General features: G+C 67.2%; 14 protein-coding genes. 5 read left to right on the forward strand and 9 right to left on the reverse strand.

The window, feature by feature from the left end; all coding sequences use genetic code 11:
* The first annotated feature begins 207 nt into the window (after positions 1–207).
* A complete protein-coding gene (gene purE, locus Q9Q95_RS01890) occupies positions 208–693 on the forward strand; it encodes a 5-(carboxyamino)imidazole ribonucleotide mutase (protein WP_306093361.1) in 486 nt (161 codons plus the stop codon).
* Positions 690–1760: a 5-(carboxyamino)imidazole ribonucleotide synthase gene (locus tag Q9Q95_RS01895; RefSeq protein ID WP_306093362.1), complete on the forward strand. Its 1071-nt coding sequence runs from the start codon at positions 690–692 to the stop codon at positions 1758–1760. The genes purE and Q9Q95_RS01895 overlap by 4 nt, the downstream gene beginning before the upstream one ends.
* A 45-nt stretch (positions 1761–1805) precedes the next feature.
* Here Q9Q95_RS01895 and Q9Q95_RS01900 read toward each other — a convergent pair whose 3' ends face one another.
* The 3 genes from Q9Q95_RS01900 to Q9Q95_RS01910 form a co-directional block, all read right to left on the reverse strand.
* Positions 1806–2651 (reverse strand): DUF1206 domain-containing protein, encoded by an 846-nt coding sequence (locus Q9Q95_RS01900; RefSeq protein ID WP_306093363.1) that lies wholly within the window; start codon positions 2649–2651, stop codon positions 1806–1808.
* An 86-nt stretch (positions 2652–2737) separates the two neighbouring features.
* Positions 2738–3037 carry a hypothetical protein gene (locus tag Q9Q95_RS01905; RefSeq protein ID WP_306093364.1) on the reverse strand — a complete coding sequence of 100 codons (300 nt, stop codon included), beginning with the start codon at positions 3035–3037 and terminating at the stop codon, positions 2738–2740.
* A 23-nt stretch (positions 3038–3060) separates the two neighbouring features.
* Positions 3061–5919, reverse strand: coding sequence for a pitrilysin family protein (locus Q9Q95_RS01910; protein ID WP_306093365.1), 2859 nt, complete (start codon positions 5917–5919; stop codon positions 3061–3063).
* Positions 5920–6066: 147 nt separating this feature from the next.
* Between Q9Q95_RS01910 and Q9Q95_RS01915 the strand changes: the two genes are divergently transcribed.
* Together Q9Q95_RS01915 and clpB are read left to right on the forward strand one after the other, a co-directional pair.
* The gene (locus tag Q9Q95_RS01915; RefSeq protein WP_306093366.1) at positions 6067–7710 is read left to right on the forward strand and encodes a M20/M25/M40 family metallo-hydrolase; all 1644 of its coding nucleotides are present in this window, start codon (positions 6067–6069) and stop codon (positions 7708–7710) included.
* 60 nt (positions 7711–7770) lie between these two features.
* The gene (gene clpB, locus Q9Q95_RS01920; protein WP_306093367.1) at positions 7771–10350 is read left to right on the forward strand and encodes an ATP-dependent chaperone ClpB; all 2580 of its coding nucleotides are present in this window, start codon (positions 7771–7773) and stop codon (positions 10348–10350) included.
* A gap of 119 nt (positions 10351–10469) precedes the next feature.
* Here the strand turns inward: clpB and Q9Q95_RS01925 are convergent, their stop codons facing one another.
* The 6 genes from Q9Q95_RS01925 to xseA all read right to left on the reverse strand — a co-directional run bounded on the left by Q9Q95_RS01925 (position 10470) and on the right by xseA (position 18823).
* Complete coding sequence (locus Q9Q95_RS01925; protein WP_306093368.1) at positions 10470–10736, reverse strand: hypothetical protein; 267 nt, start codon at positions 10734–10736, stop codon at positions 10470–10472.
* An 80-nt stretch (positions 10737–10816) separates the two neighbouring features.
* On the reverse strand, positions 10817–12829 hold the full coding sequence (locus tag Q9Q95_RS01930; protein ID WP_306093369.1) for a tetratricopeptide repeat-containing sulfotransferase family protein: 2013 nt from the start codon (positions 12827–12829) through the stop codon (positions 10817–10819).
* Positions 12830–12926: 97 nt separating this feature from the next.
* Positions 12927–16100 (reverse strand): TonB-dependent receptor domain-containing protein, encoded by a 3174-nt coding sequence (locus Q9Q95_RS01935; RefSeq protein ID WP_306093370.1) that lies wholly within the window; start codon positions 16098–16100, stop codon positions 12927–12929.
* Positions 16101–16364: 264 nt separating this feature from the next.
* Positions 16365–17225 (reverse strand): M23 family metallopeptidase, encoded by an 861-nt coding sequence (locus Q9Q95_RS01940; RefSeq protein WP_306093371.1) that lies wholly within the window; start codon positions 17223–17225, stop codon positions 16365–16367.
* Positions 17222–17422: a DUF2093 domain-containing protein gene (locus tag Q9Q95_RS01945; RefSeq protein WP_306093372.1), complete on the reverse strand. Its 201-nt coding sequence runs from the start codon at positions 17420–17422 to the stop codon at positions 17222–17224. The genes Q9Q95_RS01940 and Q9Q95_RS01945 overlap by 4 nt, the downstream gene beginning before the upstream one ends.
* A gap of 24 nt (positions 17423–17446) precedes the next feature.
* Positions 17447–18823, reverse strand: a complete 1377-nt coding sequence (gene xseA, locus Q9Q95_RS01950; protein WP_306093373.1) for an exodeoxyribonuclease VII large subunit — start codon at positions 18821–18823, stop codon at positions 17447–17449.
* Here xseA and purD point away from each other — a divergent pair.
* A complete protein-coding gene (gene purD / locus Q9Q95_RS01955) occupies positions 18822–20090 on the forward strand; it encodes a phosphoribosylamine--glycine ligase (RefSeq protein ID WP_306093374.1) in 1269 nt (422 codons plus the stop codon). The two genes, xseA and purD, sit on opposite strands and share 2 nt — an antisense overlap.
* The last annotated feature ends 14 nt before the right edge of the window (positions 20091–20104 follow it).

Genomic DNA, 20104 nt, shown 5'->3' on the forward strand with positions numbered 1-20104 from the left:
AGAGGACGCAGAGAAGTTTAGCTCACGGTTCCCACGAGAGACTAGCAAGCGTCGAGATAGGGCCCGCTGGCGCGGCGGACCATCCACCTCTGCGTCCTCTGCGCCTCTGCGCGAACCTCTTTACTTCCTTCGCGCCTCGACGTGAATCGAAGTTGCCCTCTCTCCCCTCCCCTACTAACAACCCCGCTTCCGCAACACGGGGCAGGCATGTCGGACGCAGCTAAAGTCGGCATCATCATGGGCAGCACTTCCGACTGGGAGACGATGCGCCATGCCGCGCGAGTGCTCGACGAACTCGAAGTGCCGCACGAGACCAAGGTCGTGTCGGCGCATCGTACCCCGCAGCGGCTCTACGATTACGCCCATTCCGCCGCGGATCGGGGGCTCAAGACGATCATCGCCGGGGCGGGCGGCGCGGCGCATCTGCCGGGTATGGCGGCGGCGATGACGCATCTGCCGGTGCTCGGCGTGCCGGTCGAGAGCAAGGCGCTCAAGGGCGTCGACAGCCTCTATTCGATCGTCCAGATGCCCGGCGGCATTCCGGTGGGCACGCTGGCGATCGGCAAGCCCGGCGCGATCAATGCAGGGCTGCTCGCCGCGGCGATCCTCGCCACTTCGGACGACGCGCTCGCCGGCCGGCTCAGGGCATGGCGCGCCGCCCAGACCGACAATGTGGCGACCGACCCCGAATGACCGCTTTGCCCCCCGGATCGATCATCGGCATTCTCGGCGGCGGCCAGCTCGGGCGGATGCTCGCGGTCGCCGCGGCGCAGCTCGGCTATCGCACCCACGTCCTCGCTCCCGACGCGGAGAGCGTCGCCGCGCAGACCGCCTCGAGCTACACCCGCGCCGATTATCATAGCCGCATCGTGCTCGACGAAGTCGCCGGGCAGACCGACGTGGTGACCTACGAATTCGAGAATATCGCGATCGGGCCGGTCGAATATCTCTCGGACAAGGTGCCGGTGCGGCCGGGCCCGCAGAGCCTGTCGATCGCGCAGGACCGTGCGCGCGAAAAGGCGTTCGTCGGCGCGCTCGGCGGGCGGACCGCGCCTTGGGCGCCAATCTCGACGCTCGATGAGCTCAAGGCGGCGATCGACCAGATCGGTACGCCGGCGATCCTCAAGACCTTGCGGCTGGGCTATGACGGCAAGGGGCAAGTGCGGATCCGCGACGCCGCCGACGCCGAGGCGGCCTGGACCGATATCGGCGAGCGGCCGGCGATCCTCGAAGGCTTCGTCACCTTCAGCCACGAATTCTCGATCATCACGGTGCGCGGGCTCGACGGTGAGCTGACCAGCTATCCGCCGCCATGGAACGAGCATGTCGACGGCATCCTCGCCCGCTCGACGCTCCCCGCCCCCCCCGAGATCGCGCGGCACTGGGCCGAGGCGGCGACGCTGGCGGGGCGCGTGGCGGAGGCGCTCGGCCATGTCGGCGTGCTGACGCTGGAGTTCTTCGCGACCGCGGACGGTCCGGTGTTCAACGAAATGGCGCCGCGGGTACACAATTCGGGGCATTGGACGATCGAGGGCGCCGAGACCTCGCAGTTCGAGAACCATATCCGCGCAATCTGCGGGCTGCCGCTTGGGAGCACCGCGCTGACCGGCAGCCATGTCGAGATGATCAATCTGATCGGCAGCGACGCGGACAATTGGGCCGAACTGCTCGCCGAGCCGGGGACGCATCTGCACCTCTATGGCAAGGGCAATGCCCGGCCGGGCCGCAAGATGGGGCATGTGACGCGGGTCAGGCGCTAGGCCTTACCCCCTCACTCTTCCCGCTGCCGACGTGGGAGAGGGAGTCTATACCTTCACCCGAATGCGCCGGTAGCGCGCCTCGATCAGGCTGAAGACACCGAACAGGCCCAGCCCGATGCCGGTGGCCGCGAGCAGCCAGGTGCCGCCGGGCTGGTCCTGCAGCGCCGCGAGCGCGTCTGCCATGCCGCCCGCCTCGCTCGCGCGCGCGCGCCACGCCGCGGCCGCGAAGAACAGGCCGGTGACGGCGAATACCAGCGCCCGGGCGCCGTAGCCGATCCGGCCCGCGGTGCAGACATAGCCGGGCGTGGGCGTATCGCCGTGCAATTCCGCGACGAAATCGCCCTTCCACGCCTTTCGCGCCTGGAGCACCGCCCCGCAGAAAAAGCCGAACGCGACGGCGCCGACCAATGCCGGCCCGAATGGTTGATCGAGCAGCCACGCAGTCCAGTCGCGCGCGCGCTCGTCATTGGGCGAGGTATCGCTTCCGGACCGGGGATGGAGCGCAAACCCGGCTGCGACCCAGGCGAGAACGATATGCGCGAGGCCGCTCAGCGCCAGCCCGCCGCGTTCGAAGAGGTTCTTCGCATCGGGCTTGCTGCGCGCAGGGTTGGCCGCCGCCTCGGCGAGACGCCACAGCGCATAGCCCGCGAGCCCGGCGGCGATCAGTGCCAGCAATAGGGGGCCGAAGGACTTGTCGGCCAGCGACGCGATCGCACCCTGATTGTCCGCGGTCTCGCCGCCGCGCAACGCGGCGTCGACGGCAAACCAGCCGATCAGCAGGTATACCAGTCCCCGCGCGGCGAAACCCAATCGCGCGAGCAAAGTCGCCCTGGTCTCCGACAACATGCGCGGCCCCTTTTCGTCGAACGGGTGCCAAACCGCTCGAAACACAGGACGTTCCTGAAGCCGGACGGCGCAACGAAAAAAGGCCCGCCTCCTGTGAGAAGCGGGCCTTTCGATTCAACCGGAAGCTGATTTCAGCCGCGCGTACCGACGATCGGGAAGCTGCCGAATGCGCCCGCGGTGACGGTGCCGTTGAGATTGTCGCCGTCGACCGTCGCCTCGACGGTGAGCGTCATCGGCATCGGCACGGTGATGTCGAGCGAGAAGGTCAGCGTGTCGCCATCGACCTTGCCGTCCTTGATGTCGGTGGTGCCGAGTCCGCCCGAAAAATTGCCGGTGAAGCTGTCGCCCGCGCTCTGCACGGTCAGCACCGCCTGCTGGTCGCCCATCGGCGACTTGGTGACTGTGTTCCAGCTGCCATCGACATTCGCCATCTCGTCTCTCCTGATCTCGGAAACTACTTCGACGCGGCGGTCGCGGCCGAACCCGCCACCGACGCTGCGGGGACCACCTCGACAGGCAGGCCGAGGCTGTCAAGCTGCGGCTTGACCTTCGCGGCATCGCCCACGACCACCCAGACGAACTTCTTCGGGTCCAAAGCCGCGCGTGCCGCAGCGTCAAGCTGGGCGACGGTCATGCTGCGATATTTTTGCGTGACGGTGTCGTAGAAATTGTCCGGGCGCTTGCGCAGATCGTTCTGCTGCATCGCCGAGAGCACCGCCCCCGAAGTTTCGAATCGGCCGGCGAGCTCGCGGGTAGTGCCGTTGATCTCGCGGGTCAGCTCGGCCTCGGTGACGCCCTTGCTGGTCAGGAAGTCGCCGACCTGCTGCTGGATCGCCTTGATCGAGTCCCCGGTGCGATCGGCCTGGACCGGCGCGGCGATCGTGTAGGGCACCGCCTTTTCGAGCCAGTCATAGCCGCCCCGCGCGCCGTACGACCAATGCTTGTTCTCGCGCAGCTCCATGTTGATTCGCGACAGGAAGCCCGCGCCGAGCACCTGATTGGCGGTGAGCGGGGTGAGCAATTCGCTGGCGGGATCGAGCTGCGTCATCTGCGCGGCGAGGATCAGCGACTGCGGCGAATCGGGCCGGTCGACGAGCACGATCTTCGGCGCGACCTGCTTCGGCGCGACCGTGAACGCCTTGACCCCGGCGGCGCCGATGCCCTTCCAATTGCCGAAGCGTGCCTCGAGCGCTGCCTTGACGTCGGCGAGCGGACGATCGCTGACCACGAAGATCTTGGCCTTGTCGGGCCGGATCCACGCGCGATAGAAAGCCAGCAGATCGTCGCGGGTCAGCGCCTTGACTGCCTCCGGATCGCCGCCGCCCGCAGCCAGCTTCACATAGGGATTGCCCGCGCCGTAGATCAGCGGCGGCAGCGCGCGATTGGCGAGCCCCTGCGGATCGGTCAGCTCGGCGGCGATGCCGGTGAGCTGGGTGGCGCGAAGCCGCTCGACCTCGTCGGGCGCGAAGGCCGGGTTGCGGACGACATCGGCGAACAGATCGAGCGCCCCGGGCAGGTTCGGGCTCGGTGCCGACACCGACAAATAGGTGCGATCCGACGAGCTGCCCGTGCTGATGCTGGCGCCCAGCCGCTCGCGCGCCTCGGCGATCGCGATCGAATCCTTGCTGGTGGTGCCTTCGTCGAGCAGCGACAATACGAGATTCTGGGTGCCCAGCTTGTTCGCGGGATCGGCGACGACGCCGGCATCGAAGCTCATTACCACCTGGGTGACCGGCACTGCGGTGCGATTGGCGTAGACGATCTCGACGCCGTTCGAGAGCTTGCTCCGCGAGACGTCGGGGAAATCGAGATCGCCGATCTGCGCCACGTCGGGCAATGCGCCGCGGGTGCCCTTGAACGGCTCGGCCTGGGCGCCTTCGACGGGCTTCGCAGGCGCAACCGCAGCCGCTTCCTGATAGGCTTCGCGCTGGCCGGGCTCGACCATGATCGTCAGTGCCGGCCGGCTCAGCCATTTCTTGCCCGCGGCCTGGACCTGCGCCGGAGTTACCCGCGCGGTCTCTTCGAGCTGCTTCTTGAAGAAGCCGGGGTTGTTCGAATAGAGTTCGCCCGACGCCAGCGCGACGGCCTTGCCGCCGAAGCCGCCGACCGATTCGAGCCCCGAAATGCGTCCCGACACCGCCGTGGTGGCGACGCGCTGGACTTCGTCCGCGGTCGGGCCGTTCCGGATCAGATCGGCGACGATCTCGTCGAGCCGCTTCGCCACCAGATTGGCGTCGACGCCGGGCTTCACGATCGCCTGGACCTGAAACATGCCGAGCTGCGCCATCGACTGGATGCCGGCCGAGACCTGCACCGCGAGCTTTTCCTTGCGGACCAGGGCATTGTCGAGCCGCGAGCTGGCGAGGCCGCCGAGCACGTCGCCGAATACGTCGAGCGGCACCGAATCGGGATCGTTGAGACCGGGCACCGCCCAGGTGCGCAACACCATCGTCGCGGCGACGCGGTCCTTCATCACCACGGTCTTGGCCTGGGGCAGCGTCGGCACCTCGACCTTGGGAAGCACGCTTTTCGGCCCGGCGGGGATCGCGGCGAAATATTTCTCGACCAGCGGCCGCGCTTCCTTCGCGTCGACGTCGCCGGCGAGCACCAGCACCGCGTTGTTCGGGCCGTAATGCGCGCGGAACCAGTTCTTGACGTCGTCGAGGCTGGCCGCGTCGAGATCGGCCATCGAGCCGATCACGTTATGACCATAAGGACTGCCCGCGAGCAGCTCCTCGAGCAATTTGTAATAGACGAGGCCATAGGGCCGGTTGTCGCCCTGGCGCTTCTCGTTCTGGACGACGCCGCGCTGCTCGTCGAGCACGCCTTGCGTGATCGCGCCGAGCAGATAGCCCATCCGGTCGCTCTCGAGGAACAGCGCGCGGTCGAGCGCCGGGCGCGGCACGGTCTCGAAATAATTGGTGCGATCGAAGCTGGTGGTGCCGTTGAAATCGGTCGCGCCGACCTGCTTGAGAGGCTCGAAGAAATCGCCGGGCGCATTCTCCGAGCCGTTGAACATCAGATGTTCGAACAGATGCGCGAAGCCGGTCTTGCCCTTCGGCTCGTGCTTCGAGCCGACGTCGTACCAGGTCGAGACCGCGACGATCGGCGCCTTGCGATCGGTGTGTACGATGACGCGAAGGCCGTTCGGGAGGGTGAATTCCTCATAGGGGATGTCGACGCGCTTCACGAGCTCGGCGACCGGCACCGGCTTCGCCGTCGACGCGGCGGCGACCTGCTGGGCGGCGGCGGGCGAGGAAGCGGTGGCCAGCGCGATCGTGGCCGCGCTGCAATACATCAGGAACGACTTCATGTTGGTGATCTTCCCCCGGGGAGCATCGATGTCGGCGCCGAACATAGCGAGGACAGTAACCGCTGCAACCGAATCCGTAGGCGCTTGCAGCCGATCGCTTTTCGGCTAGCGTGCACCGGCCGACGCCTTTCGAAAGACCCTCCGCAGATGCGCGTTCCGATGCTCCTCGCCGGGCTGTTGCTCGCCGCCGCGCCGCTCGCCGCGCATCCGCAGGCGACGCCCGAAGAACCGCAGTTCAGCGCCGCGGAGGTCCGCAAGCACGTCACCTTCCTCGCCGACGACCGGCTCGAGGGCCGCGATGCGGGCACGCCGGGGCACGAGATCGCCGCGCGCTACGTCGCCGAGCAATTCGCCGCGCTGGGACTCAAGCCCGGCGGCACCGATGGCTGGTTCCAGCAAGTATCGCTCGCCGAATATGGCCTCGACGACCGCCATCCCGCCGCGCTGCGGATCGGAAAGCACGCCTTCGTCAACGGCGCCAACGTGCTGATCGCTCCCTCGCCGCGCTTCGGCACCGCCACCCAGACGGTGACCGGCGACGCGGTGTTCGTCGGCTATGGGATCGAGGCGCCCGATCTCGGCTATCAGGATTATGCCGGGCTCGACCTGCGCGGCAAGTTCGCAGTGATGCTGGTGGGCACGCCCAGGGGGCTGCCGCGCGCAGCGGCCGCGCGGATCAACGGCGAACGCGCACGCAGCGCCGCGAAACACGGCGCGATCGGCGTGCTGTACCTTGTCGGGCCGGACGACGAAATGCTGTGGCGCGCCGCCGCGAACACCGTTCCCGACAACACCACCAAATGGCTGAGCGACGAAGGGTTTCCCGACGGACAGGATCCCGGCGTGCAGATCGGCGCCTATCTCGACGAGACCGCGGCGGGGGCGCTGTTCGCCGGTGCGCAAAAACGGGTGGAGGAAGTGTTCGCCGCCGCCGCTCTGCCCGAAGCCCGGATCAAAGGCTTCGCGCTCGAGCAACGCGCGACGCTGGCGCGGACCAGCAAGGTGAAGGCGTATCGCAGCCCGAACGTGATCGGCGTGGTGCCGGGATCGGACCCGGCGCTGGCAGATCAATATGTCGTGCTGAGCGCGCATCTCGACCATGTCGGCCGCGATCCGCATCTGCCCGGGGACAAGGTCCACAATGGCGCGATGGACAACGCCGCCGGGGTCGCGACGATGCTCGAGGCGGCGCGGGCGTTCGCGAAGGCGAGGACTCGCCCCAGGCGCTCGATCCTGTTCGTCGCGCTGACCGCAGAGGAGGACGGGCTGCTCGGCTCGAGCTATCTCGCCCGCCATCCGGTGACCGGCACGGGTCGCCTGGTCGCCGACGTCAATCTCGACATGCCGATCCTGCTCTACGACTTTCAGGACGTGATCGCGTTCGGCGGCGAGCATTCGACGATGGGCGAGGTGGTCGCGCGCGCCGGTGCGCGGATGGGCGTGCGCGTCTCGCCCGATCCGATGCCCGAGGAGCAGTTCTTCGAGCGCTCGGACCATTTCAACTTCGTCAAGGCGGGGGTGCCCTCGATCTTCCTGATGACCGGCTTCGCGAATGGCGGCGAGAAGGCGTTCCGCGATTTTCTCGCGAACAACTACCACCAGCCGTCTGATCAGATCGACCTGCCGTTCGACTGGGAGGCGGGCGCGAAGTTCGCGCGGCTCAACTACTGGATCGCTCGCGAAGTGGCCGATGCGCCCGAGGCGCCGCGCTGGTACGAGGGCAACGCCTTCGGCAACCGTTACGCTCCCGGTGCGCCGCGGGCGCCGCGGCCGGCGAAGACGGGAGGCTGAGCGGGCCTTGTGTTGCACAATGGCAACACTACATCGCCTGCGTAATCAACAGGGGCCAGCATGAACCTCGAGAAATTCACCGATCGCGCCAAGGGTTTCCTCCAGTCGGCGCAGACCGTCGCGATCCGCATGAACCATCAGCGGATTTCGCCCGAGCATCTGCTCAAGGCGCTGCTCGAGGACGAGCAGGGCATGGCGAGCGGGCTGATCGGCGCGGCGGGCGGCGATGCGAAGCGCGCGCTCGCCGAGACCGACGCGGCACTCGCCAAGATCCCCGCAGTATCGGGCGGCGGCGCGCAGCAGACTCCGGGGCTCGACAATGATGCGGTGCGGGTGCTCGATTCGGCCGAGCAGGTCGCGGCCAAGGCGGGCGACAGCTTCGTCACGGTCGAGCGGCTGCTGCTCGCGCTGACGCTGGCGAGCACCACGGCGGCAGGCAAGGCGCTCGCCACGGCGGGGGTGAAGCCCGAGGCGCTCAACGGCGCGATCAACCATCTGCGCAAAGGCAAGACCGCCGACACCGCCGGCGCCGAGGATCGTTACGACGCGCTCAAGAAGTTCGCGCGCGACCTCACCCAGGCGGCGCGCGACGGCAAGCTCGATCCGGTGATCGGCCGCGACGAGGAGATCCGCCGCACGATCCAGATCCTCGCGCGGCGGACCAAGAACAACCCCGTTCTCATCGGCGAGCCCGGCGTCGGCAAGACCGCGATCGCCGAGGGCCTCGCGCTGCGCATCGTCAATGGCGACGTGCCCGACGGGCTCAAGAACCGCACCCTGATGTCGCTCGACATGGGCAGCCTGATCGCCGGCGCGAAATATCGCGGCGAATTCGAGGAGCGGCTGAAAGGCGTGCTCGACGAGGTCAAGGCCGGCGAAGGCGACATCATCCTGTTCATCGACGAGATGCATCAGTTGATCGGCGCGGGGAAGACCGAGGGCGCGATGGACGCGGGCAATCTGCTCAAGCCCGCGCTCGCCCGCGGCGAACTGCATTGCATCGGCGCGACGACGCTCGACGAGTATCGCAAATATGTCGAGAAGGACCCTGCGCTGCAGCGGCGCTTCCAGCCGGTGTTCGTCGGCGAGCCGACGGTCGAGGACACGATCTCGATCCTGCGCGGGCTGAAGGAGAAATACGAGCTGCATCACGGCGTGCGGATCACCGACGCCGCGATCGTCGGCGCCGCGACTTTGTCCAATCGCTACATCACCGACCGCTTCCTGCCCGACAAGGCGATCGATCTGATGGACGAGGCCGCCTCGCGGATCCGCATGGAGGTCGAGTCCAAGCCCGAGGAGATAGAGACCCTCGACCGGCGGATCATCCAGCTCAAGATCGAGCGCGAGGCGCTCAAGAAGGAGACCGACGCCGCATCGAAGGACCGGCTCGCCACACTCGAGGCCGAACTCGCCAATCTCGAGCAACAGTCTGGCGAACTGACCGCGCGCTGGCAGGCCGAGAAGGACAAGATCAACGCCGAATCGCGACTCAAGGAGCAGCTCGATGCCGCGAAGCTCGAGCTCGATCAGGCGCAGCGCGCCGGCGATCTCGGCAAGATGGCCGAACTCAATTACGGCACGATCCCCGCGCTGACCAAGCAATTGGCCGAGGCCGAGGCGCAGACCGGCAACGCGATGCTGCGCGAGGAAGTCACTGCCGAGGACATTGCCAGCGTGGTCGCGCGCTGGACCGGGATTCCGGTCGACCGGATGATGGAGGGCGAGCGTGAGAAATTGCTCAACATGGAGGCGGCGCTCGGCAAGCGCGTCATCGGCCAGGCCGACGCGGTCAAGGCGGTGGCGACCGCGGTGCGGCGTTCGCGCGCGGGTCTGCAGGATCCCAACCGGCCGCTCGGCTCGTTCCTGTTCCTCGGGCCGACCGGCGTCGGCAAGACCGAGCTGACCAAGGCGCTCGCCGAATTCCTTTTCGACGATCCGAACGCGATGGTCCGGATCGACATGAGCGAGTTCATGGAGAAACATTCGGTGGCGCGGCTGCTCGGCGCGCCTCCCGGCTATGTTGGTTATGAGGAAGGCGGCGTTCTAACCGAGGCAGTTCGTCGTCGGCCGTATCAGGTGGTGTTGTTCGACGAAGTCGAGAAGGCGCATGGCGATGTGTTCAATGTGCTGCTCCAGGTGCTCGACGACGGCCGGCTGACCGACGGCCAGGGCCGCACGGTCGATTTCGCGAACACGATCGTCATCCTGACCTCGAACCTCGGGTCGCAATTCCTCACCAATCTGGCCGACGGCCAGAAGGTCGAGGATGTCGAGCCGCAGGTGATGGACGTCGTGCGCGCGCATTTCCGGCCCGAATTTCTCAACCGGCTCGACGAGATCATCCTGTTCCACCGTCTGGCGGCGGAGCATATGGCGCCGATCGTCGACATCCAGGTCGGGCGTGTCGGCAAGTTGCTCGCCGACCGCAAGATCCGGATCGAGCTCACCGACGCCGCGCGTGGCTGGCTCGGGCGGGTCGGCTATGATCCGGTCTACGGCGCCCGCCCGCTCAAGCGCGCGGTACAGCGCTATCTGCAGGACCCGCTCGCGGACCTGATCCTGCGCGGCGACGTCAAGGACGGATCGACGGTGCGCATCGACGAAGGCGACGGCGCGCTCCAGCTGCGTGTCGCCTAGTGCCAACTCCTCTCCCCTTGATAGGGGAGAGGGCCCAGCTCCGATCAAGGCTCTTTGAGCCCAAGTCTGCGCAACCCTCCCCCTTGACGGGACGAGGGACGATGGATGCTAATCTCGTCTCAGCAGCCGGCCTGGCGCTGGCAGGTGTTGGTCTGCGAACGCTCGACATTCTGGCGGTCGAGCGCGCGCTGCTCGGCCCATTGCGCGCGGGTCATGCAGACCTTGCGCGACTGAAGGCGGCTGCCGAGAACCTCCTCCTTCTTGCAGATGACCTCATTGGGGTCGCGTGTCTTGGGCTTGGCGCCTTCCTGCGCCGCCGCCAACGAGGCGCCGGCCAGTGAGAAAAGAGATACCGCGACGATTGCGGCTGCAGAGGTACGGATCATGACACGCTTTCCACAAGAAAGCCGCCCGACAGCGGCAACGTGCGCGGATTTTGTGCCCGATCGCGCGCCGAGTCCAGTACTCAGAGCCTATAGCCGAACTTCTCGGCCCACGGGGCCAACACGGGGAGCACCGGCTCGAGATGCGCACGATAGCGATGCCAGCGGCCGGCGGCGCGCTTGTAGATCGGCTCGGTCACTTGCGAATAGCTGGCGGTGGTGATCAGCCCGCGCGATCGGGCGGTGCGACTATGGTCGAGCGCCCCGGCGTGCCATTCGAGACCCAGCCAGTCGAACAGCGGGCACACCTCGGCTTCCATGTTCTCGATCAGGCGCTCGTAGACGATCGCGTGTGCCGCGACCGGGAACAGCGCGTTCGCGCGTTCCCAATGGCTGAAACTCAGATCGTAGAGTGCGGCGGCGTCCTCCAGCCGCAGAAAGTTCGACATCGCGCGGTTGAGCTTGAAATTGCTCATGAAACAGCTGAGCAGCACGTCGCACGGATGGCGGAGCGCGAGGATGAACCGCGCGTCGGGGAACAGCCGCTTGATCAGCGGCACCTTGTTGAGGAACAGCGGCGACTTGTCGATCAGCATGCGGCCGGGCGCGAGCGGCGCGATCCTGGCGACCTCGTCGAAATAGCGCGCCCGCGCCGCGGCGATTTCGCCTGCATTCATTGTCGCCAGCTTCGCGAAGCCGCCGATCGCCTCGTCGACCAAATTGAGCGCCGGCTTCTCCTCGAGAACCACCGTGTCCGGATGCCCCATCAGGATGGTGTCGAGCAACGTGGTGCCCGAACGGGGAAAACCGACGAGGAACACCGGCGCGGGATGCTCCGGCGACGGCACGTCGCGGGTCCAGCCGGCGACCCATTCGGGAGTCATCGTCGCCAGTTCGGCACGCAATTCATCGCGCAGCGTGGCAGCGTGTTTGAGCGGCTCTGAAGGGTCCGCCGCATGTCGCCGCGCAGTCTCGTCGAACCATTCGAAGGCTTCGTCGGTGCGGCCGAGGCGGTCGAGCAAGGTCGCCTTCAGATGCGCGGTGCGTTCGGGTTCGATGTCGGGAGGCACGAGCGCCAACGACGCAAGGCCTTCCCCGAACCGTTTGGCGCGACGATGCTCGAGCGCACGCAGGAAGCTCAGCGTGCCGACATCGAGGTGATTGCCCTCCGCCCGCGCGATCAGCGGCGCGAACTCCTCCTCGCGATTGGTGTGCTCGTACTGGATCGCCAGCCCGAGCCACGCGTCGCGCCACGACGGATCGAGATCGAGCACGCGGAGATAGGCGGTTTCGGCCTTCGCCGTCTCCAGCGCCACGCCATATTCCACCGCGAGCTCGAACTGCATGCCGGCATTCGCCGGATCGCGGTGCACCGCCGCCTCGATCACCGGCAACGCCTCCGCATTGCGACCCTCGGCCTTCAGCAGGGCGTAGAGTTCGTGCAGGACGTGCGGGTCCTCGGGAAAATCCGTGGCCGCGGTGCGCAGGATCGCTTCGGCATCGCTTGATCGTCCGGCAGTCCGCAAGGCCACGGCGAGGTTGACGCGTGTCGGCGCCGCGCGGGGATCGAGCGCGACTGCCTGTTCCAGCGCGGCGATGCTGCCGGGAAAATCCCCCAGCGCCGAGCGGGCATTGCCGAGATTGTTCCAGCTCTCGAAATCCTGAGGGGCGCGCGCGAGGACGAATTCATAGGCTTGCGCGGCCTCGGCGAACCGATCGAGCGACAGCGCGAGAAAACCGCGATAGCGTGCGACCCGCAACGTCGGATCGGCAGAGGCCAGTTCCTGCGTCGCCACGTCGAGCGCAGCTTCGCGATCGCCCACATCGATCAGCACGGCGATCAGATTGCAGGCGATCGTCATGTCGCCCGGACGGGCGCGATGCGCGAGGCGAAGCTGACCGCCCGCGCCCGCGAGGTCGCCCGCGCGCGCCGACAGCATTCCGAGAAAGGCGTGGAGCGGGGCGGGATCGGCGCTGCCGGGAACGGCGCCTTCGGCAAGCGTCCGGGCGCGGACAAGGTCTCCCGCCTGCGCGGCGCGCACCGCTTCGCGGAGCGCCTCTGCGGTATTTGGGTCGAGCGTGGGTGCGGTTGCCATCGCTTTGCTATGAACCGGCAGGCGCGGCCGGCGCAAGCTGCCACGAAAAAGGGGCGGCCAGCTCGCGCCGACCGCCCCGATTTGCGTCTTCCAGAGCTTAGAAGTTCAGGGTCACGCCTGCGAACAGGTAGCGGCCCAGCGCATCATAGGTGCCCGGATAGGTGTTGCCGTTGCACGGACCGGTCGGGCAGAGGTTCGAACCTCCGCGGCCGGCATTGCCCGAGGTCACCAGCGGCGGCTCGAGATCGAACAGATTGTTGACGCCGAGACGGAAGGTGTACGCGTCGGTGATCGAGAAGGTCGCCGCGAGGTCGACATAGTTCATCGCCTTCAGGCGCGTGCCGGGATCATAGTTGAAATCACCCTCGAGGCTCGCCTGATCGGTGGTGGTCTCGGCACGGACCGGGCCGAGGTGACGCCACTGGACCGACAGGCCGACGCCGCCGTCCATCTGCAGCGTCGCACGCAGCTTGTGGCGCCATTCAGGAAGCGGAGCGCCCGATTCCGTGGTGCCGCCCACGCTGCAGGTCGGACCGTAAAGGCCGGCGCAGTCATAAGGTGCAGTCAGCCCGTTATCGACCTTGTAGCTGTCGAGATAGGTGCCGTTCATGTTGAGCGACAGCCGCCCGATGCCACCGAGCTGCATCGAGTAGGACGCGCCCACTTCGATACCCTTGGTCTGCAGCTGGCCGACATTGTTGGGCAGATCGCGCACGAAACCGCCCGGGGTGAGCCACAGCGAGCCCGCCGCATCGCGGTTGATCAGGTCGCACGACGCAGGCGTGAACGTCGCGGTCGCGTTGTCGGTGCAGTCCGCGAGGATCGAGTCCTGACCGAACGAACGGATCGCGTCTTCGACCTTGATGTCGAAATAGTCGACCGTCAGCGCGAAGCGCGGGACGAAGCTGGGCTGGAAGACCACGCCGAGCGTCTTGGTGGTCGCCTTTTCCGGCTGCAGGTCGGCATTGCCGCCGATCAGACCGTTATACTGGCCGGCCGGGTTCGCCGCGGTGCCCTGACCGACCACGAAGCCCTGTGCGAGACAGCCATAATTGGTCGCAGTGATCGGACCGATGCCCGCGCACGGATCCTCCGAACCGTTCAGGCCGACCGTCGCGGTCGAGAACAGCTCCTGGATGTTCGGCGCGCGCACCGCGCGGTTGTAGGTGGCGCGGAAGCGGATGTCGCTGATCGGGGCGAAATCGACGCCGACCTTGTAGGTGTCGGTGTCGTACTTGCGGTTCGCGCTCGTCTTGTAGGCCGAATGACGATAGCCCGCGTTGAGCGACAGCAGGTCGATGAAATTGTCCTGCACCAGCGGGACCTGCGTCTCGGCGAAGACCTCGAACACGCGGAAGTTGCCCGAGATCGGCAAGGTCGCGCCGCCCTGACCGGTCAGATCGTTGGTCTGGAAGGCGTTGTCGGTCTTGAGCTCGAGCTCGGTCTTGCGCCACTCGACACCGACGTTGATGCCGACGCCTTCGCTGGCCCACGGGGTCTGCAGGCCGTAACGGCCCAGCTGACCGGTGAACGAGATGTTCGCCACCTGCTCGGTGGTCTGACCGCTCTGGAAGCCGGTCGCCGAGAGATAGGCGACCGATGCCGGGCTCGCTGCGCCGAGGCCGCCGAAGATGTTGTACGGCACGCAGTTGGTGTCGGTGCCGTCGAGCGCCGAGCGGCAGATCGGATTGACGCCGGCGACCCGCGGATCGTCGATCACGTCGAGGGCACGCGTCAGGCGGGCCGCCGAGAACTCGTTCGAATAGACCTGCGAGTATTTGACCCGACCGAACTGATAGTAAGCGTCGTACGACCAGGTCTCGCCCAGGTCGCCCTTCGCGCCGATCACACCGCGATAATTGGTGTGCTGGAGATCCGACTGACGCGGACCGCCTTCGACGTTGCGGCGGAGCACCTGGAGATAACCGCGGTTATACGGCGTGCCGGTGATCGGATCGAAGAAAGTGAGCGGCGCCGCACCCGGATTCGGATTGTAGGGCGCACCGGCTGCGAGCGGGAAATTACCGAGGAAGCCGTTGATCAGATTCTCGGGATTGCCGCAGATCACCGCGAACTGGGCGGCCGAGATCAGCGGGTTGTCGCAGTTGACGGTCAGCGTGTTGCCGAAATTGCCCGACGGGGCGATCTGGGCGACGGTGCGGTCGTCCATGAACATGAATTCGAGATAGGGCTTGAACGCCTCGTCGACTTCATAGTTCGCGAAGACGCCCGCGGTGTAGCGCTCGTCCGGACGCTGGAAATAGTTGGTCGGGGCGAAATTGAAGCGAGTCGAGCCCGGCGCGATGCCGCCGCCCGGCAGGAAGTTGTAAAAGGTCGACGTGCCGCCTTCGAAGACGAGAACGTTGCCTTCGGCCGACGTCGCCGAACCACCGCAGGTCGGCGCGCCGGCGCCGGTGTTCTGGATGGTGCACGCGCTATAGTCGCGGCGCGACTGGGTGACGGGATTGACCTTGCGGTAGCCGAAATAGGCCATGGCATGGCCCCGATCGTCGCCGCCGAAGCTGGTGCCGATCGAGAAGGTGGCATCGAACGACGCGCCGTCGACCACGCTCGAATCGGGATAGCCGTAGCCCGCCCGGCCGAGGGCCGCCTGCGCATCGAGCAGCGGCGGCGTCAGCGTGTTGCGGTTGCTATGCTGGAAGAGGCCGTATTGCGCGTCGAGCCGGAAGCCCTCGAAATCGGTGTCGATGATGAAGTTGACGACGCCCGCGACGGCGTCGGCACCGTAGGTCGACGACGCGCCGCCGGTCAGCACTTCGACGCGCTTGAGCATCGAGGCGGGGATGATGTTGATGTCGGCAGCCGAACCGCTGCTCGGGCTCGGATCGCCCGGCAAAAGGCGCCGGCCGTTGACCATGCTGAGGGTACGGGCGGAGCCGAGACCGCGAAGATCGACCGTGGCGGTACCGTCCGCGCCGTTCGCCATGCCCGAGGTCTGGCTGGCGAACACTGCCGGCAGCGAGTTGAGCAGATCTTCGACGCGGGTCGTGCCCTGGAGCTTGACGTCCTCGGCACCGACGACGGTGACGGGCGCGGTCGAGCTGATATTGGCCTGCGGAATGCGCGAGCCGGTGACGACGATGTCGCCCTGCGGCGACGCTGCATCTTCGGTGGCCTGGCCTTCGACGGGCCCGGCAACCGGTGCTTCGGTCTGCGCCATGGCCGGCGCGGCAAACAACGTCCCCGCCAGCATCAGCGCCGACAGCGCCGTGCCGCCGCGCAAACCGCGTGCGATATTGGTTTTCTTCATGCCGTATCCTCGCTTACTTCCGACCGGGTCCCTGGACCGGCGGCCGGCGTGTCTCCCCGCTCCGCTCGCCGCGCTGTGCACGTGCAAAAGACGAAGCTTGGAGCGTGGGATGAAGCGGCGCTTTGTCGGTGTAAAGCAGGCATTGGCCTTTGCGCGCGCGTTCCGGGCGCGTGTAACCCAAAAGCCACAGAACGTGTATTATTGTTGCGCAGTATTATCCCGCTTTGCACAAAAATAATGCTGCGGTGCGATCAAGGGTTGCGATCAGTCCGCCGCGGGCATCGGCCCGGCGATCAGCAGCGGATCGATCCGCGCATCGCGCCATTTCAGGCTCCAGTGCAGATGCGGGCCGGTCGCCCGGCCGCTACGCCCCACCGCACCGACGGGCTGGCCGCGCCGCACCTGCTGGCCGGGGCGCACATCGATCCGCGAGAGATGCATGAAGGCGGTGTTGAGCCCCATGCCGTGATCGATCATCAGCAGATTGCCTTCGAGCGTGAACGGCGTGGCCGCAGCGAGGATGACCACGCCGTCGGCCGGCGCGAGCACGATCGTCCCGGTCGGCCGCGCGATGTCGATCCCCGAATGATAGGCGCCCGGCTCGCCGCGATAGATGCGCTGCGACCCGAACAGAGTGGAGATGCGCCCGGTCACCGGCCAGAGAAAGGTCTGGCGCCAGCCCTGGGAATCGCTCCGCATCGCCCGGGCGGCATTGATCTGGGCGAGTTCGCCGGGGCGCACCCGATCGAATTCGGGGCGCGGCACGGGATATTTGGGCAAGGTGTTGAGCCGCGAAATATCCCACGCGCGCGGGGCGATCGCGAGCGTCCGGCGGATTTCTCCGCCATCGGCCAGCCGGGCGACGAGCGTCGCCGTCGGCGCGGCGTCACGATCGAACGCGATCAGGAAGCGGCGATCCGCGGCGAAGGAAACCGGCATGCCGTTCAGGCTCAGCAGGGTCGTGCCGCGCGGCGCGGTCCCGGTCGCGATCCCGCCTTGCACGAGAAGGCCGGTGAGGCCGAAGCGGTCCACCTGCGCCGCGACCGGCCGGCTCTGCTGACCGGCCGCCGCATTGCCGGGCAGGCCGATCGCCAGCGCGGCAGCCGCGAGCCGCCCCGGCTTCATTGGCCGTGCAGCGCCCTGGCCGCATGCTCGGCGGCGGCATAGGGTTCCTGGCGCTCGACGCTCCAGTAGCGCAATATCTCGAGCGGAATGCGCTCGCCGCTGACCGCGCAGACGACGTGATCGCCGGGCGCGAGGACGCGGAAACCATTGGCCATATAATGGAGCTTGGCGGCGCGGGCGGTGTTGGACATCAGCATAATATTCTCAACTCGGTGTCTGGTTCACAGCAGGCTCGGCTGCTCGGGCTTGGCGGCAGTGTAGGATTTGCCGGCGGCGCGCTCAACCCGGGCGTCTACCGGGCCGTCCCTGAACTGGAGCGTGATCGCGCCTGCCGCCTGCGCTTCGGCGACCGTGGTGACGACCTTTCCGCTCGCCTTGGCGCCGACCCGGACATAGCCGCGCTGGAGCAAATTGTCGGGGTTGACGCTGTCGAGCAGCCGCGACGCACCGTCGAAACGGTGCCGCGCGGTCGCCACCAATTGATCGAGCACGGCGGGACGGAGCGCGCCCGCATCGCGATCGAGCTGCGCCCGCGCCGAGGTGACGCGCCGCTCGAGCGCGCGGTCGAGCCGGCCGGCGAGGTCGTCCATCTTCTGGCGCTGGGGGCCGAGCAGAGCGTCGCGCCGCGGCAGCACGCGGACCAGTGCCGCGAGGCGCTCGCCTGCGCGTTCGTGATAGCGGCGGACGCAACGTTCGGTGCGATGGGCGAGCGTCGCCACGGTGTGGCGGACATCGGCGAGCACCGGGACCGCGATCTCGGCGGCGGCGGTGGGCGTCGGCGCGCGCAGATCGGCGGCGAAATCGCACAGGCTGGTATCGGTCTCATGGCCGACGGCGGAAATCACCGGGATGCTGCAGTCCGCCACCGCACGGACGACGATCTCCTCGTTGAACGCCCACAAATCCTCGATCGAGCCGCCGCCGCGCGCGACGATCAGCAGGTCGGGACGGCGGACCGGACCGTCGGCGGGCAACGCGTCGAACCCGCGCACCGCGGCGGCGACCTCGGCGGCAGACCCCTCCCCCTGCACCTTGACCGGCCAGACGAGGACATGGCTCGGGAAACGATCGCCGAGCCGGTGGAGGATGTCGCGGATCACAGCGCCGGTAGGCGACGTCACCACGCCGATCGTGCGCGGCATGTGCGGGAGCTGCTTCTTCCGGCCGGGATCGAACAGCCCCTCGCCCGCCAGCTTCGCCTTCAATTTCTCGAACAGCGCCATCAACGCGCCTTCGCCGGCAAGCTCCATCCGCTCGATGACGATCTGGTATTTGGAGCGGCCGGGATAAGTGGTGAGCTTGCCCGTGGCGATCACTTCGATCCCATCCTGCGCCGCGAACGGCAGAGCCGCCGCCGCGCCGCGCCAGATCACCCCGTCGATCACTGCGTCCGAATCCTTGAGGCAGAGATAGGCATGGCCCGAGGCGGCGCGCTTCCACCCCGAAATCTCGCCGCGCAGCCGGACATGGCCGAACTCGCCCTCGACCATCCGCTTGAGCGCCGACGAAAGCTCGCTGACGCTCATGGCAGGCGCGTTGTCCCCCGGCATTTGCTCGGCTACGAGCCGGGCTGGCGTATCGATAAAGGGGTCGGGCATGAACGTCCTGTTGCTGGGTTCGGGGGGGCGTGAACATGCGCTTGCGTGGAAGCTCGCACAATCGCCGCTGCTGACGAAGCTCTACGCCGCCCCGGGCAATCCGGGAATAGCCGAGCATGCCGAACTCGCCGAGATCGCGCTTTCGGACCATCGCGCGGTGATCGATTTCTGCCTGCGCCATTCGATCGGCTTCGTGGTGATCGGGCCGGAAGCCCCCTTGGTCGCCGGGCTCGGCGACAATCTGCGCACCATGGGAATCGGCGTGTTCGGCCCGAGCAAGGCGGCCGCCCAGCTCGAGGGATCGAAGGGCTTCACCAAGGATCTGTGCGCGCGCGAGAACATCCCGACCGCGGGCTATGTGAAGGTCGAGAGCCGCGACGGCGGACTGGCCGCGCTCGGCGATTTCACGCTGCCGGTGGTGGTCAAGGCCGACGGGCTCGCCGCGGGCAAGGGCGTGACCGTGGCGATGACCCGCGAAGAGGCCGAAGAGGCGATCCGCGGCATCTTCGCGGTGCCCGGCGGCAGCGCGGTGATTGAGGAATTCCTCGAGGGCGAAGAAGCCAGCCTGTTCGTACTGACCGACGGCACCAATTTGCTCCCGTTCGGATCGGCGCAGGATCACAAGCGCGTCGGCGATGGCGACACCGGATCCAATACCGGCGGCATGGGCGCGTACAGCCCGGCCCGGGTGCTCACTCCGGAGCTGGAGCGGCAGGCGATCGAGACGATCGTGCGCCCCACCGTGGAGGCGCTCGCGCGGATGGGGTCGCCTTATTCGGGCGTGCTCTATGCCGGGCTGATGCTGACCGCGGCCGGTCCCAAGCTGATCGAGTACAACGCCCGCTTCGGCGACCCCGAGTGCCAGGTGCTGATGCTGCGCTTCGAAGGCGATTTGCTCGAACTGATGGTCGCCACTGCGAAAGGCGCGCTTGCCGGCCGGGCAGACCCCGCTTTCTCGGCGGATACCGCGCTGACCGTGGTGATGGCGGCGAACGGCTATCCCGGCACGCCCGAGTCCGGCGGCGCGATCCACGGCATCGCGGCGGCGGAAGCGACCGGCGCCAAGATATTCCATGCCGGCACCCGGCTGGACGGCGATACTCTGGTCGCGAGCGGCGGACGGGTGCTGACGGTCACCGCAAAGGGGGATTCGGTGCGCGCGGCGCAGGCGGCGGCCTATAGCGCCGTGGACGCTATCGACTTCGCCACCGGCTTTTGCCGGCGCGACATCGGCTGGCGCGAAGTGGCGCGCGAAGACGCGGCATAGGAGGATCGGCAGGC

This window comes from Sphingomonas sp. DG1-23 (genome assembly GCF_030730875.1).
Taxonomy (GTDB): Bacteria; Pseudomonadota; Alphaproteobacteria; order Sphingomonadales; family Sphingomonadaceae; genus Sphingomonas.

What these genes read in the sequence shown, in the direction of transcription:
- purE (WP_306093361.1), top strand. Translation starts at nt 208, where the DNA reads ATGTCGGACGCAGCTAAAGTCGGCATCATCATGGGCAGCACTTCCGAC.
- Q9Q95_RS01895 (WP_306093362.1), top strand. Translation starts at nt 690, where the DNA reads ATGACCGCTTTGCCCCCCGGATCGATCATCGGCATTCTCGGCGGCGGC.
- Q9Q95_RS01905 (WP_306093364.1), bottom strand. Translation starts at nt 3,037, where the DNA reads ATGGCGAATGTCGATGGCAGCTGGAACACAGTCACCAAGTCGCCGATG.
- Q9Q95_RS01910 (WP_306093365.1), bottom strand. Translation starts at nt 5,919, where the DNA reads ATGAAGTCGTTCCTGATGTATTGCAGCGCGGCCACGATCGCGCTGGCC.
- Q9Q95_RS01915 (WP_306093366.1), top strand. Translation starts at nt 6,067, where the DNA reads ATGCGCGTTCCGATGCTCCTCGCCGGGCTGTTGCTCGCCGCCGCGCCG.
- clpB (WP_306093367.1), top strand. Translation starts at nt 7,771, where the DNA reads ATGAACCTCGAGAAATTCACCGATCGCGCCAAGGGTTTCCTCCAGTCG.
- Q9Q95_RS01925 (WP_306093368.1), bottom strand. Translation starts at nt 10,736, where the DNA reads ATGATCCGTACCTCTGCAGCCGCAATCGTCGCGGTATCTCTTTTCTCA.
- Q9Q95_RS01930 (WP_306093369.1), bottom strand. Translation starts at nt 12,829, where the DNA reads ATGGCAACCGCACCCACGCTCGACCCAAATACCGCAGAGGCGCTCCGC.
- Q9Q95_RS01935 (WP_306093370.1), bottom strand. Translation starts at nt 16,100, where the DNA reads ATGAAGAAAACCAATATCGCACGCGGTTTGCGCGGCGGCACGGCGCTG.
- Q9Q95_RS01940 (WP_306093371.1), bottom strand. Translation starts at nt 17,225, where the DNA reads ATGAAGCCGGGGCGGCTCGCGGCTGCCGCGCTGGCGATCGGCCTGCCC.
- Q9Q95_RS01945 (WP_306093372.1), bottom strand. Translation starts at nt 17,422, where the DNA reads ATGCTGATGTCCAACACCGCCCGCGCCGCCAAGCTCCATTATATGGCC.
- purD (WP_306093374.1), top strand. Translation starts at nt 18,822, where the DNA reads ATGAACGTCCTGTTGCTGGGTTCGGGGGGGCGTGAACATGCGCTTGCG.
- xseA (WP_306093373.1), bottom strand. Translation starts at nt 18,823, where the DNA reads ATGCCCGACCCCTTTATCGATACGCCAGCCCGGCTCGTAGCCGAGCAA.